Annotated in this window: 8 protein-coding genes; all 8 read left to right on the forward strand. The window is 40.7% G+C overall.

The annotated features are described in order from the left end of the window. The first annotated feature begins 33 nt into the window (after positions 1-33). Entirely contained in the window at positions 34-1,674 is a 1,641-nt protein-coding gene (locus ACRD7A_RS14785) for a right-handed parallel beta-helix repeat-containing protein (RefSeq protein ID WP_430811954.1), read from the forward strand. Positions 1,675-2,334: 660 nt separating this feature from the next. Beyond that, positions 2,335-5,370 (forward strand): SusC/RagA family TonB-linked outer membrane protein, encoded by a 3,036-nt coding sequence (locus tag ACRD7A_RS14790; RefSeq protein ID WP_430811955.1) that lies wholly within the window; start codon positions 2,335-2,337, stop codon positions 5,368-5,370. A 10-nt stretch (positions 5,371-5,380) separates the two neighbouring features. Next, complete coding sequence (locus tag ACRD7A_RS14795) at positions 5,381-7,288, forward strand: RagB/SusD family nutrient uptake outer membrane protein (protein ID WP_430811956.1); 1,908 nt, start codon at positions 5,381-5,383, stop codon at positions 7,286-7,288. A 37-nt stretch (positions 7,289-7,325) separates the two neighbouring features. Continuing rightward, on the forward strand, positions 7,326-10,130 hold the full coding sequence (locus ACRD7A_RS14800; protein ID WP_430811957.1) for a SusC/RagA family TonB-linked outer membrane protein: 2,805 nt from the start codon (positions 7,326-7,328) through the stop codon (positions 10,128-10,130). Between the two features lie 17 nt (positions 10,131-10,147). After that, a complete protein-coding gene (locus tag ACRD7A_RS14805) occupies positions 10,148-11,872 on the forward strand; it encodes a RagB/SusD family nutrient uptake outer membrane protein (protein ID WP_430811958.1) in 1,725 nt (574 codons plus the stop codon). Between the two features lie 26 nt (positions 11,873-11,898). Further along, the gene (locus ACRD7A_RS14810) at positions 11,899-13,191 is read left to right on the forward strand and encodes a fibronectin type III domain-containing protein (RefSeq protein ID WP_430811959.1); all 1,293 of its coding nucleotides are present in this window, start codon (positions 11,899-11,901) and stop codon (positions 13,189-13,191) included. A gap of 95 nt (positions 13,192-13,286) precedes the next feature. Beyond that, positions 13,287-14,786 carry a right-handed parallel beta-helix repeat-containing protein gene (locus tag ACRD7A_RS14815; protein WP_430811960.1) on the forward strand — a complete coding sequence of 500 codons (1,500 nt, stop codon included), beginning with the start codon at positions 13,287-13,289 and terminating at the stop codon, positions 14,784-14,786. A gap of 392 nt (positions 14,787-15,178) precedes the next feature. Beyond that, positions 15,179-16,687, forward strand: coding sequence for a sulfatase family protein (locus tag ACRD7A_RS14820; RefSeq protein ID WP_430811961.1), 1,509 nt, complete (start codon positions 15,179-15,181; stop codon positions 16,685-16,687). Positions 16,688-16,690: the final 3 nt, after the last annotated feature.

Raw genomic sequence — 16,690 nt, forward strand, 5'->3', positions numbered from 1 at the left:
AACCGTTATTTTTAATAGTATAAATAGAAAAGGATGATTAAAAAACTAAGCATAGTTCTCATAGCTTTATTAATAAGCTTACCTCTTTGGGCCAATACGTATTATGTTGACGCCAATAATGGAAGTGATTCCAATAATGGATTATCAAAAGATGCAGCCATTAAAAGCCTAAAACGTGCCAGTGCATTGCCTTTAAAAGCGGGTGATAATCTATTGTTGGCTAATGGGCAGGTCTTTTTGGGAAGCCTGGAACTAAAGGATGTTAGCGGTAGCAAAAGTCACCCAATTATCGTGTCCAATTATTCACTCAGTAAAAATGACCTGGACAAATTACCAATTATTGATGCAAAAGGTTATCGTAACGGACTGTTATTGATGAACTGTAGCCATATCCATGTGAGTAATCTGCAGATAACCGCTGATGCAGGTGGAGTACCTGGCGGAACATCTATAAAGGACGATATGCGCTGTGGCGTACTGATTACTTGTGATAATGCCGCAGAATACGAAAATATCAAATTATCACTGTTAAATGTTAAAGATATATTCTACGCCGATAAAAGTGTGGTTCGTAGTAAAAAAGAAACCAATTCGGCCAACGGAACGCAGGCTTATGGCTGGGGCATACGGTTGATTAATCGTACCAAAGGAGCGCTTTTAAAAGATATGATGGTAGAAAATTGTCATGTTGAGAATGTTGGACATACCGGTATTAAAGCCACAGGTGGAAATCACAGCATAAAGGGTTTAAAGTTGTATGATAATACGGTTACACATACCGGAGGACCTGGTATACAGATGAGTGGTATATTAGATGGGCATGTCAAAGGCAATACCATCACCTACTCTGGTAGCACAACCGATACACGCAAATGGGGCAGAGGTAGCGGTTTGTGGACCTGGGGATGTTCACGGGTATTGATTGAGCACAACTCATTTCGATTCGCTAACGGTCCTGCCGATTCTGCAGGTTGTCACATTGATTTTAACTGTGATAATGTTATCGTTCAATATAATGTGAGTGAAGGAAACGCTGGTGGTTTCTGCGAGATTTTGGGAAATAATTATAATTGTGCCTACCGTTATAATATTAGTATTAATGATGGACACCGGGTTAAAAAAGTAAACGGTGCTTTTCAGGAAGGTAAAATATTTTGGCTGAGTGGCTTCAATGGTAAGGGAAAAGAACATAATGGCCCATTTAACTCGTATTTTTATAATAATACCATATACGTGAAAAATGATATTGTGGCAAAAATGGCGGTAACGCGAACAGCGCAAGGCGCTTTATTGGCCAATAATATCTTTTACATCGAAGGGGAGAGTAAACTGGTATTGGGCGATCAGTATAAACCGGCAACCACTGGAGAGTCGCTGGTTAAAAACATCATATTTAAGAACAACCTTTTTTTAAAAGCGGATAACTGGCCTGTAGATGTATTAATTCAGGATGAGGCACCAATAATAGGTAATCCTAAGTTCACCAACGTTAATGGTAATACAGCTGAAGATTTTGTTCCTAAGCATGTGCTTTTAATAAAGGATAAAGGAATTCAGATTGTTAATATACCTGATGATAAAGAGGGTTTATTCGTAGGATTAAAAGTTGAAAAAGATATTCTTGGTAATAAAATTAATGGACTGCCAGATATAGGTGCAATTGAAATAGAATAAAGGTCTACAACTTCAACAATTGAAAAAGTGAATTCTTAAGAAGGTAATAAACAGAAAGTATACCTCTTAATGGTTTCACTTTTTTATTTTGACTATCTGCGGTTTAAGGGATATGAATAATAGTTAATCAAATATATTGTTAGTGCCCATAAACTTGCTTATTACGTGATTTGAAAAATGAAGTGGTTTTTAAGTATACACCTGATAGTAATACAATCCGATCAATTAAATTTAAAAGTGAGTATTCTTCCAGATTTGTCCCTGATAGTTAATGTGGCAATATGTGGTCAGTATTGGATAATTAATGAAGAATTATAGTATTGGCCTCCCCCTATATTTGAAATGTAAATAACTGTTAAAAACTCATGCTAAAACATCAGTTTTCTAGATAGTATATCGACAATTTAATATATAAAATTAGCATTGTATCACAGGGTTTGAAATTTTCTAATAGATTGAAAAGCAGTACTTGAAGTTGTTTTTTGACGCAAAACCAACAAATATTAACAAATAATGGACATCTCTTAATTATTGTCAATGTAAATGTGAAAATGTGTTAATGTAATATGTGTTGTAGAGGTAGTTTTGAGTGTAATTTTTCTCAGAAAGGGAGAACAAAATAACGAAGAGAGAGTAAATAGTAATATTAATTCAAAGTGTATGAAAAGATTCTTTAAAACATTCATTTTTGTCTGCACCTTGCTGTCAATAGCCATATCGGCTTCTGCTCAGCAAAATGTAACAGGTGTTGTGACCGATGATAAGGGTGATCCCATAGTCGGGGCCACGGTTGTAATCGAAGGAACAACAACTGGTACCATTACAGACTTTAACGGAGTGTACAACCTGCGGGTTGAAACGGGACAAACATTAAGCATTAGCTTTATTGGATTTACAACCCAGCAGGTTCAGGTTGGGAGTGAAACCACAATTAATGTTCAACTGGTCAGTGAGGATATAGGTTTGGACGAGGTTGTAGTTATTGGTTTTGGAGAGAAAAAGAAAGTAACAGTAACAGGGTCCGTATCAACAATCAACAGTGAGGAGCTACTAAAATCGCCAACAGCTAACGTGACGAATGCGCTGGCTGGTAAAATTTCTGGTATCTCAGCGGTTCAGAATACTGGTCAGCCAGGGGCTGATGAGGCAGCACTGGCTATTCGAGGCAACCGTAATATTCTAACAATTGTGGATGGAGTTGAAAGACCGTTTTCGCAAATTGATCCTGAAGAAATTGAAAGTATATCAGTACTAAAAGATGCATCCGCAACAGCCGTTTATGGTATTCGTGGGGGTAATGGTGTTTTAATAGTGACCACCAAGCGCGGAGAAAAAGGTCGTGCGAAGATTTCTGTTTCTTCATCAATAGGTTTTCAGCAGCCAACCATGTTAGCTGAGAAATCCAATAGCTATACCTATGCCATGGCGCATAACGAACGAGCTGCTAATGATGGAACGCCTGAGGAGAATTTTGTCTTTGGTCCTGAGGCACTTGAGGCTTTTGCAAATGGAGGTAATCTGCTATATCCCGATATGGATTGGAATGAGTACTTATTTAGAGACAAGGCATTTCAGAGCAAAACAAACTTCACCATGAGAGGTGGAACTGACCGGGTTCGGTACTTTGTGGCTTTAGGTTATTTAACACAGGATGGTTTATTGAAAAACCTGGACCCACGATTTGATGAGAACTTTACCTTCGATCGATACAACTATCGCACTAACCTGGACATTGATGTCACAAAATCAACCTTGCTAAAATTGAGTTTGGGTGGTCGTACAGAAGTGCGCAATCAGCCAAGAGCTAAAGATGCAGAAGAGGGTATTTGGAAAGAGGCCAGTTGGGCGCAACCAATGTCGGGTTCAGGAATTGTTGACGGAAAGTGGGTCACCACTTCTGCCGATAATGTATCTATTGAAATGAAAGATCCATTAAATGCCTTTTATGGTCGTGGTAACGAAAATCAAACAAGGGCTGTGCTAAATATGGACCTGGATGTTATTCAAAAGTTAGACTTCGTGACACGTGGCTTGAAATTGCGTGTGAAAGGTTCGTACAATACAACGTATACACATTCAAAAACGCGTAGCTCGTCACCAGACAGATACGAAGCGATTAAAGATCCAATGGATCCTGATAATATTGTGTTCAGAAAGATCAATGATGAAGGTACTCTGGGCTATAACGAGCCGGATCCAACCAAAGCACGTAACTGGTATGTGGAAGGTGGATTAAACTACAATCGCAAATTTGGTAATCACGATGTTAGCGGTTTATTATTATATAACCAGCGTACGGTTTATTATCCATCTCAATTCACCGATATACCGAATAGAACGTTAGGTTTGGTGGCACGTATGACATATAATTATAAGACCAAGTACCTGGTAGACTTTAACCTTGGTTATAACGGTTCCGAAAACTTTCCTGAAGGCAAACGTTTCGACTACTTCCCTGCAGTATCATTGGGTTACATTATAACGGAAGAAAGCTTTATGGAAAATATAGGTGTGTTTGATTATCTGAAATTACGAGCATCCTATGGTCAGGTGGGTAATGACCAGATTGGTGGTGGTCGCTTCCTGTATCAGCCTGATGCCTGGAATTATGACGCTGCAGGTTATAGCTTTGGCTATGAATCAGATTATATTGATCAGGGTGCTCTTGAGCTTCGTATCGGTAATCCAAATATTACATGGGAAACAATTACACAGAGGAATATTGGTTTTGATGCCAAGTTTTTAGATGCACGCTTAAGTACCAGTGTTGATTTATTCCATGAGAAAAGAGAAGACATGTTGGTAACACGTCAGACAGTACCCAACTATGTAGCTGCCGTATTACCTGCAGTAAACCTCAAAGAGCGTGAAAATAAAGGATATGAAGTTGAATTAGGTTGGGATGACAATGCCGGCGGTTTTAGATATTACATCAATGCCAACCTTTCATTCGCACGTAACAAGATTATTTATATGGACGAGGTGCCTCAGCCATATGCATACCTGGAAAGAACAGGTAAGCCTGAGGGACAGCCTTTTGCATACATCAGTGATGGCTTCTTTACTGAGGAGGTGAATACAGATATGGATCCGAATTATCCAAATCAAGGCTATCGTTTTCCAGGTGATGTGAAGTATAAGGATTTAAATGGCGATGGAAAGATCGATGATTTAGATCAGAAAGCAATCGGATACTCGCCTAATGTGCCAGAGTATAACTTTGGTCTGAATACCGGATTTAACTGGAAGAATTTTGATTTCTCGATGACGTGGTCGGGAGTGGCCAATACCTATCGTTTATTACCAAATGTTTTGCGTCAACCATTTGCAGGACAAAATAGAGCTTTATACGATCACTTGTATGATGGCAGATGGACACAGGAAAAAGCAGATGCTGGTGCTCATATTGAGTATCCTCGTCTATCACTAGCTAGTAAAGACAATAACTACCAGGTATCCGATTTATATTACCAGGATGCTTCTTTTATTCGATTGAAGAGTGTAGAGCTAGGTTATACTATTAAAGCAAACTTTTTTAAACGCGCTGGACTGCGTGATGTTAGAGTATATGCAAATGGTTTTAACCTCCTGACATTTAGTGATTTTGATATCTATGACCCTGAATCAAATCCGGGATCGAATGGTCTGTACCCAATGGTTAAGATGTATAACATGGGTGTTAAGTTTAATTTCTAAAAGAGCAGCGATGATGAAACATATAACATACTTAAAATTCGCTTTTCTGGCGGTTGTAATTGGCATCTTATCAGTATCGTGCGAAGATATTGGGCCGGGTGCGTTAGAGAAGCCTGAAGGACAGGATGTGACCATTGACACCATTTTCTCGTCAACTGAATATGCAGAACGGGTATTATTTAATTCCTACCGTTCATTACGATCAGGAATCTTAAAAAATGGACGAAGTCATGCTATCGGACAAGATCTTCAGGAAGACATTACTGATTTATCGCATACCTTTAAATCATGGGGAACGGCGATGACTACTTATTATGCAGGTGGCTTAAATTCAGCCAACTCGTATGTGTCTTCTAATCACCCGGATGCATGGTTAGCACCTATGTGTATTTTGCCATACGGAGACACACCTAATAAAGGGATTACGACATTTAAAGCAATACGTAATTGTCATATCTTCTTAGACCATGTTCACAAAGTGCCCGATATGTCAGAAGGTTACCGTGAGCAACTAAAGGCGGAAGCAAGAGTGATTATCGCCTATAATATGACGGAGCTATTCCGCAACTATGGTGGAGTTCCAATGATTGGCAAGGTATATTCGCCAGATGACGATTTTACAAATCCGCGCATGACAGTAGAAGCGACTGTAGATTCAATTGTTAGTTTATTGGATAAGGCGATTCCTAATTTACCATGGCAATTCAGTGAGGCAGATATGAGTTCATTGGCTGGTCGTTTCACTCAGGCCGGTGCTATGGCACTTAAAACACGTTTATTATTATTTGCTGCCAGTCCGCTGTTTAATAGCTCAGAGCCATACCTGAAAGGTAATTCCAGCGAAGACGAGTTGTATTGGTGGTATGGTAATTACAGTGATAGCCGCTGGCAACGCGCTGCTGATGCTGCCAAAGCGCTGATCGATAAAATTGAGACAGAAGGCGGATATGCAATGGAAATGCCTGAAACAGAAGATGTGTGGGGCTATCGCGATGCTTATCGCCGAGGGTATTATTTCCAGGGTAATTTCAGCACCAATGCCTCACGACGCAGTACTGAAGTACTCATAAGTATCAGAGATGGCTACGAAAGTGCAAATCGTTGGGGAGGTAGCATGTACGACTCCAGCCTGAATTATGGTGGAGCCACCTGTACCAATGAATATATGCGCATGTTCCCTATGGCAGATGGCACGCCTATTACCGATCCATCATCAGGCTGGGATGAGTCAGTTGATCCATTAGGAAGTGAAGGTAGTGGTGCTGCACGTAAGTTTAATCGCGACCCTCGTTTATACGAAACCATGCAATGCCTGGATGATGACTGGGGAGGTGAAACTGTGCAAAACTGGAAGAATAACCAGGGTGGCTGGGCCAAACATGTGGCCGGACCTCGACGTACCAATGGTTCGGGCAGTACGGTTATTCGTAAATTCATTCCTGGTTGGGCCAATAGTTTTTATCCCATTAATAACCATCATTTTCCTTATATCCGTATCCCGGAAATTTACCTGTCGTACGCCGAAGCCATGGCTGCTTTGGGCAATATGAATGAAGCTTACACATACGTTAACAAGGTTCGTAACCGTGTTGGACTGAAGAATATTGAGGAAGTGAAAGCTTGGTCACCCGAAGAATTGGTGCAGCAAATATTAACAGAGCGAGCTTGTGAATTTGGTTTTGAGCAGGTACGTTGGTTTGATATGACGCGTCACAAGCTGGAGAGTGCCTTTACGCAACCACTGCATAATGTCTGGATTGAAAAAAATGCTGATGGGTCATTCACATATACCTATCCTGAAATTAATGTGAACCGACGTTTATGGTGGACCGCTTTTGATGCTAAATGGTACTTGTTGCCATTCCCGATGAATGAGATTCAGAAAGGTTATGGATTGGTTCAAAACCCAGGTTGGTAACCAAAGGGACGTATGTAAAACAGAAAAAAGTTAGAATATGAATATAAAAAATATAATAAGAGCTCTTTTCGTACCCTGCCTTAGTTTACTGACCATTGGGCAAGTAACAGCTCAGGAGTCCGATTCGACTCTGGTTAATTTAGGATACGGAGTGACGCAGCCGGCAAATGAAACAACATCAGCTACCGGCGTAGCGACAGCCAAAGATTTATCGAAGTATTTTGCCATTAATCCGGCTAATGCCTTGTTCGGTCAGATTCCAGGTTTGACGGTGATGCAAAATGGCGGTGACTGGTGGAATCAAGGTCCCAACTTATTTGTAAGGGGGCAGTCGAACTTAGATAATACATCAGCTGCTTTGATACTGGTTGATGGTTTTGAACGAAATATTGCCACCCTTACGGTTGCTGAAATCGAATCAGTAACCGTGTTGAAAGATGCGGCTGCAACAGCCATTTATGGCCAGCGCGGAGCAAACGGTGTGATACTGGTAACCACAAAAAGAGGTATGGATGAGGGCATGAAAGTGGATTTCTCTTATGAGTACAGCACCAATAAAGCCTTCCGAATGCCGAAGATGCTGGATGCCTATGGTTACGCCAGTGCTATGAATGAAGCGCTTGCTTTGGATGGACAGGACTACCTGTATTCTGCTGAAGAGTTGGATGCCTATAAAAACGGTACTTACCCTGAGTATTTTCCTAATGTCAACTGGATGGATGAAGTATTGCAGAACACCGGTTTTGTGCATGATTTTAATTCAACATTCCAGGGAGGTAAAGGCCGTACACGCTATTTCGTTAGTTTGAATTACATGGATGGTAATGGGCTGTTAAAGCAAGATCGAAATGAAAACAGCTTTTCAACACAATTAAATTATCGTCGTGCTAATTTAAGAACGAACCTGGATATTGAGTTAACCAAAAGTACCTTGATGAAGATTAATCTGGCAGGTCGTATTTCCGGAACTAACCGTCCTGGTAAAGCAACCTCATCCAAGTTATTCGGTCGTTTGTATGATACACCGGCTAATGCATTCCCTATTCAATATGCAAATGGTGTATTTGGAGGTTCGCCAACCTATCCGTATAACCCGGTTGCCGATGTAAATGAAACGGGCTATGCCATTTCTCACGAGCGTACTTTCTATGGTGATATTACATTGGAACAGGATTTAAGTGCATTGACTGAAGGTTTGTCTATTTCAGCATCTGTATCATTTGATAATAATGTATCGTACTGGGATAACAAATCAAAATTCTATGCATACGCTTATAAAACGGCAAAAATTGATGAAGTGAATGGTGAGTTGTATGATTTTACATCAACCCCAGGAGGAGAGGATACCGCATTAGATTTTACTACGAGTGTTGGGGGGCAAGCACGCCATGCCAACGGAATTGTAAAGTTAAACTACGACAAACAATGGGGTAAACATAAAGTCAATACGTTTGGTTTATTTCATGTTGATAGTGAAACAACCTTTGGTCAAAATAACACATTCCACCGCGTAAACTATGCAGCGCAGGTTAATTATGCCTATAACAAAAAGTATCTAGCAGGATTAACAGCATCTTACAGTGGAAACAACATTCTTTCTGAGGAAAATCGGTTCCAATTCTATCCAGCTGTTTCATTAGGTTGGGTAGTATCAGAAGAAAGTTTCTTAAGTAGTGTTGATGCGATTAACTTATTAAAGTTAAGAGCTTCAGCTGGGTTAGTTGGCTTAGAACAGAATGAACAGCATTTGCACCGTCAGAAGTTCAGCGGTGGTGGTAAATACTGGTATGGTGATAATAATAATCAATTAGGAGGATTACAGGAGAGTCGTCGTGCCAACCCTAATGTATTACCAGAAAAAAGCACACAAGTCAACGTAGGTTTGGATGCCCGTTTCTTTGGAGGCTTAAGCCTTAATGCAGATGTATTCTATGAAGAACGAAGTCAGATTCTGATTTCTGAAGCCAATTCAACATCTAATGTCATAGGTGTTGGTGCCACTATGGTTTCAGATGGTATTGTAGAGAACAAAGGCTTTGAAGTAGGTGCTTTATGGCATGATAACATTGGTGATTTCAGTTATACCATTGGCGCACAGTACTCAATGGCACAAAATGAAATCATTGAGCAGAATGAAATATTCCGCGAGTGGGATTACTTACGCAGAACAGGTCACTCTGTAGGTCAGGTATTTGGTTTGCAAGATGCAGGCTTCTTTAATGAAGGAGAAGTAAACGGTGTTGATAATATCTACAATGGTGTTGAATATACCTTTACACAGGTATTAAGACCGGGTGATGTGAAGTATGTCGATCAGAATGGTGACAACAGAATTGACGAGTTTGATGTGGTCGCCATTGGTAAGAACTGGTTACCTGAAGTGAATTATGCCTTAACATTGGGTGCAGAATATAAAGGAGCTGGTTTTAGTGCCATTTTCCAGGGCGCCAGCAATGTTTCTGTTATGCTGAATACACCAAGTATATTCTGGCCATTGTATAATAACAACAACATCTCTGAATTCTCAAATGACCGTTGGACACCGGCAACAGCTTCAACAGCCACATTACCACGTTTAACACCTGAGAAGAATGAGAATAACTACCGTGCCAGTACCGTTTGGCAGCGCGATGCTTCCTATCTTAAGTTGCGTACTTTAGAAGTATACTATCACTTACCACAGACATTAGTCGAAAAAGTGAAGTTGAAAAGAGCGAAAGTATTCTTCAGAGGCATGAACTTATTCTCTGTAGATAATATTGAGATTATGGATCCTGAGGAAATAGGAGCCGTTTACCCAACGCTCACATCGTATAATATTGGTTTAAGCGTAGGATTTTAATTTTAAAAAAGGTAGACATGATTAGAAATATTATATTATCAATTTTTCTGGTAACACTCTTCACCGGGTGTGATGATTTCCTGGACTACACCGAACACTCGTTTTACGATGATCCGGAAACCATCTTTAGTACCTATAACCGCACACGACAGTTTCTGGCAGATATCTACAGCACTTTACCTGATGATTATGCCAGTATTGACGGAACCATGCGCTCTGCGGCTACTGATGAAGCTGAATTTGTAAAACAAAGTAACAATATTCAGAAGTTTACGAATGGTCAATGGTCGGCGTTTAACGCTTTGGACAACAACTGGTCTAAATACTATACCGGTATTCGTTCAGTTAACTTATTTTTGGACCAGATTGATGGACGTACCTTCGACGATTACAAGTACAATGAAGATTATGAAGAAGAACAGGAACGTTATGACAAGTTTCAATACGAAGCGCGTTTCCTGAGAGCTTTCTTCTACTTCGAATTGGCTAAGCGTTATGGTGATATTCCAATGCCGGAAGATGTTGTTAATGATGTGAACGAAATTAATAACATTGAGCGCTCCAACTTTGATGATGTGATCGACTACATTGTTTCGGAATGTGATGCTATTAGTGAAGAACTGCCCGTTACCTGGAGCAACCAGGTATTTGTAGAAACTGGTCGTGTTACAAGGGGTGCTGTATATGCCCTTAAAGCAAGGGCTTTATTATATGCGGCGAGTCCTCTGCATAATATCTCTGGTGATGTGACAAAGTGGGAAGCGGCAGCAACAGCTGCCAATGCGTTTTTGATTAACCCCGATTTTGCATATGGCTTTGATGCGCAATATTACAACAGCAGTGATATGGCAAAGGGTTCATTTAATAACCGTACCAGTGCTGAACTGATTTTTGAAAGAAGGGAAGCCAATTCAAATGCTTTTGAGAAAGCTAATTTTCCAATGGGTTTTGAAGGAGCCAACGGAAATGCTACCTGTCCAAGTCAGAATCTGGTGGATGCCTATCAAACTGCAGATGGTTATGATGTTATTTTAGACAATGGCGTTTGGTCGGCATCGGGTAGTTCAGTATTTGATCCGGCTAATCCATATGATAACCGAGATCCACGTTTAAAACAAACGATTATTGTGAATGGTAGTACATGGAAATCAACCACAGTTGAAACATTTACTGATGGAGCCAATGGTTTACCATTAGCCGATGCCACACCAACAGGTTATTACCTGAAAAAATATGTACGTGAGGATATAACGATTGCTGGTAGTAATACAAATACCAAAGAACATGCATGGGTAATTTTCCGCCTGTCGGAGGTGTATTTGAACCTGGCAGAAGCTTTAAATGAAGCTTATGGCCCAACAGGTGCACCAGCTGGTTTTGCTATGGATGCAACAACGGCTTTAAACATGGTACGTACGCGTGCTGCCGTAGGTTTACCTGCAGTTTCCGGTCTATCACAAGCTGAATTACGTGCAGCTATTATTCGCGAGCGTCAGGTGGAGCTGGCATTCGAAGATCACCGATTCTGGGATGTGCGTCGCTGGCGATTATTTGATAGTAGTAATCCGGACAATGTGACGGAAGATATTTATGGTATTGATATTACCAACAATGGTGGTGCATTGAGCTATAGCAAAAAGTTGGTAGATGATCGCTTGTGGGATGACAAGATGTATCTATACCCGATTCCTTACAATGAAACGACAATTAATACAAACCTTGGACAAAACCCGGGTTGGTAGGTTATGAACTTTTAAAATTTTTGAAAATGAAAAACAAAAATATATTTCTTTTCCTGCTGGCAGTCATTACGGTTTTTGCAGGTTGTGATGAGCAGTATAACATTGGTACATTTGATGTGGATAGCAATCTGATGCCCGGACCACGTACCGATGGTCCTATGGCTCCGGCTGCAGTTGTAGCTTCTTACGATGCTTACTGCGATAAAGTAGAAGTTAACTGGTTGCCTACCGTGAGAACAACAGCTTATGATTTATACAAAAATGGTGAGGTGCTGGCAGCGGGCTTAACCGATACTTTTTATGTGGATACCGATGCCTTATCGGTGGACACTGAATATACAGTATACTCCAAGAATGCCAATGGAGATTCTGAAACGGCCTCTGCAGCTGTAGGTCGCATGGCCATGGTACCACCAACGCCAGTGAACTTTGCAGCAACAGACGGGGAGTATGAAGCAAAGGTTGACTTGTCATGGGATCCGGTGGATTTTGCCCAGTATTACATTCTTAAAAGAGGCGATGTTGTGTTAAGTGATGCTGTAGTTGGCACAGTCTATTCTGATAATGTGGACGCCCCCACCGAACCAACTGAATATACGCTTATTGCTGTTGGAGTTTGTGGAGAATCACCTGCAGTAACAACAACTGGTTACTGCGATCCTTTGATTGCCTTCTTATATCCAATAAATGAGAATTTTGATGGGTATGATTTAGGTTTTAATTTATCATCTCTGGATATTTTCCAACACATTATTCAGTACGATGCGACAGGTGGTCCCGGAGCTTTTACTGCAACGGATGCAACTTCAGTAAGCGGGGAGAAGAGTGGCGTAGTTGCTTATAATAATCCTGGTAATAATGTTTCGCAGGCAGGTTCAATTCAGCTTATCTTTAAAAATTTCACCTTACTGGAAGGGCAACGATATAGAATTAGCTATAAGTTGAAATGCGACATACCTACTTCAATGCATATTGCCGTGGATGGCGATGGAAGTGGTAACCCAAGTAAAGGAGATGGCGTGGATAACTACCTGTTACCTACAGCTGTTAATACTAAGAATGGTAATTTATTTGGTATCCAGATGGCAGCTAAGCCGGAATGGACAGAAGTGTCCTACGAATTTCCGGCAACAGGTGATTTGGCTCAAAATAATCTGGATCCGGATCCAGTAGCGTTAGGCTGGACACCTACCACTATTCAGGCTGGTCAGGAAACTCCGCTTATCTCAATTACTTATTGGGTAGGAAAAGGTAAAGCACCTAATCTTGAAAATCCGCCAATTTACATAGATGATTTGATGATTGAATTGATTAGATAATGAGTGGTTTAATTCTGTATTAATGAGTTAAATGTTTTAAAGATGGTAGTTCGATCCACGGGCTGCCATTTTTCTTCATACTAAAACCCGACAAAATGTTTAAATATACGCTTGTATTGCCCCTGATGGCGATTGTTTTTTTAGGCTGTTGTAATAAAACAAATCAAAAACAGCCCGCTCCGGCATCCATTACCTACTACGTTGATGCAGACAATGGCAGTGACAGCAATTCCGGGCTTAAACCGGAGAAGGCCTTTGCCAGTCTTGCGAAAATAAACAAGCTGACTTTGAAGGCTGGAACCCATGTATTATTTAAGAGTGGAACATCCTATACAGGTCAGCTAAAACCAAAGGGCATTGGTAAGCCCGGACAGCCAATAGTGATAGCCAGGTATGGCGGCGATGAACGACCGGTGATTAATGCTGCCGGAATGCATAAGTCAGCCGTTCATATTTACAATATGGCTTATGTAGAATTGCGTGATCTTGAGATTACCAATAGCGGAGCAGAGCGTGAGAATGGAAGACGAGGAGTAATTGTTGAAGCGGAGAACTGTGGTAAAGTGAAACACATTATCCTGAATAATTTGTTTATCCACGATGTCAATGGCAGCCTGGTTAAGAGTGAAGGTGGTGGGTCGGCAATTCTATGGAAGAACCATGGTGATCAGTATATTACTACATTTGACAGTTTGATTATTGAAAATTGTCATCTTAAAGATTGTGCCCGTAACGGGATTAATGCCCGTGGTTATACGCGGCGAGATAATTGGCATCCATCTACCAATGTAATCATTAGAAATAATCTCCTTGAAGGTATCCCTGGCGATGGCATTGTACCTATAGGAACCGATGGCGCGCTAATTGAATATAATGTAATGCGCGATTGCCCGGATATACTATCACATGCAGAAGCAGCTGCTGGTATTTGGCCCTGGAGTGCTGATAATACTTTAATACAGTTTAATGAAGTATCAGGCCATACTGCCAAATGGGATGGACAAGGTTTTGATTCAGACTGGAATTGCATTAATACGACTATTCAATACAATTACAGTCACGATAATTACGGTGGTTTTCTATTGATTTGTAACAAAGGCAATACGATCAATACCCCATCCAATGTGGGGACGAAGAACACCATTGTACGCTATAATATAAGTGTCAACGATGGCATCCGCCCATATCAGACAGAGCGTCGTGGTTGGTTCTCGCCTTGTATGCACATTTCAGGTCCGGTTGAGGATAACTTTATCCATCACAATCTGTTTGTATTTCCTGTGAAAGAAAGTGCTGATATTGACCGAACATTTATACAAATGGATAATTGGGGCGGTCCCTGGGCCAATAAAACATTAGTTGCCAATAACCATATGAAATTCATTGAGCCGTATCGTATGTTCTATGGCGAAAGTAAACAAACTTATTGTATCGATAATACTTTTGAAACTAGTATGATGGATTTAAACAGCAGTACTGAAATTCCTTTTTGGGCAAAGGATTACATGAACGATTATGATGAAAATTGGAAAGAGAAGATGATTGAAGTTTTTTTTAAGAATGATGAGGAGATGAAGAGCATTCTAAATAGATAATTAATAATATAATCAGATAAAATATGTGTGATTATCAAGCTATTTTATCTGATTAAGGCTAATATCATTAAATGGTTCATTAGCTGAATCAAAGAAATTAGCAAAATGCTGTCGGGTAAACGAGTAGAGATCAAGCAGACTAATCATAGAAGTGGAATGTTTACTGTGCAGGTTGTCACATTTGGTAAACAACAGTCAAAACGAATTATTGTGTTGTAAATCAATAAAAAGGCCATAAGGCTTATCAAGAAAGGTGCACAAATTAACACTAAAACTAACACAAAAACGTCTTTGCCATATATCAGATAGCCATTGATTAATCTGTGGACATATTTAACATGCTTTATAGGTAGTTTTAAAATTGATAAAATGTCAAATTTTTAGAAACGGATATGAAGAAACTATCTTTAATCATATTGAGCCTGCTGCTTATTAGTCTTGTTAGTGCTCAGAATACTAAACCCAATATCGTTATCATTTACGTGGATGATTTAGGGTATGGCGACTTAAGTTGCTATGGGGCTACTGAAGTACAAACCCCAAATGTTGATAAACTGGCCAATGGCGGTGTTAAATTCACCGATGGCCATTGCTCAGCTTCTACCTGCACACCATCTCGTTATTCATTGCTAACCGGACGTTATGCATTCCGTAAGGATGCGGCTGTATTACCCGGTGATGCCCCCTTATTGATTAGTACCGACAGGCCAACTCTGCCAGGTATGTTAAAACAGAACGGTTATCGCACAGCCGTTATTGGTAAATGGCACTTGGGGTTGGGTAATGGAAATGTAGATTGGAATGGCAAGGTGGCTCCGGGCCCGCTTGAAATCGGCTTTGATTACAGTTACCTTATTCCTTCAACCGGCGACCGTGTGCCTTCTGTTATGCTTGAGAATCATCACGTGGTGGGCCTTGATCCGGAAGATCCCATTGAAATCAATTACAAAAAAAAGGTGGGAACGGACCCTACAGGGATAGAAAATCCTGAATTATTGCGCTATCCTTCAGATCAATTTCATGGTAAAACCATTGTGAATGGCGTTAGCCGTATCGGTTATATGTCTGGAGGTAATTCGGCACGCTTTAGAGATGAAACAGTACCCTACCAGATGTTGAATAAAGCACGTTTGTTTATCGACGAAAGCCAGGAGGAGCCATTCTTCCTGTATTTCGCCTTTCATGATATACATGTGCCACGCTTGCCGGATGCCCCGTTTATTGGCGCTACCAACATGGGGGTGCGTGGCGATGCTATTGTACAAATGGATTATATCACCGGTGAGTTGGTGAAACATCTGGAGAAGCGTGGTCTGAGTGAAAATACCATTATCGTATTCTCGAGCGATAACGGACCGGTGCTTGATGATGGCTATTCCGATGAAGCGGTCGATTTGCTGGGGAAACATCAACCGGCAGGTCCATACAGGGGAAATAAATATAGCGCTTTCGAAGCAGGTACCCGTGTGCCAACCATTGTGTATTGGCCGGGCACCATTGAAGCAAAAGAAAGTGATGCTTTAGTTACTCACACGGATTTGTATGCATCCTTCGCTGAATTAATCGGACATGAACTAGCAGCCACAGAAGCTCCCGACAGTTACCCCATGTGGTCAACTTTTGCGGGCCAATCAGATGAAGGACGTGATTTTCTGCTGGAAGAATCGGTAACTCTTTCATTGCGTCACGGGAATTACAAGTATATCCATCCAACCAATAAAAAAGCAGCCTGGATAAAAGAAGAAAAAAACATTGAAGCAGGTACATCCACCGAACCTCAATTATTTGATTTATCAAGCGATGTGGGTGAGAGAGTAAATATTGCCCATAAAAAGAAGAAGCTGGTTAAAATGATGCAGGCCGAAATAGCTCGAATTAAAAACAACGAAGGAACACGTTAAGCG

It is taken from the genome of Carboxylicivirga longa, from assembly GCF_050589825.1.
GTDB lineage: Bacteria > Bacteroidota > Bacteroidia > Bacteroidales > Marinilabiliaceae > Carboxylicivirga > Carboxylicivirga longa.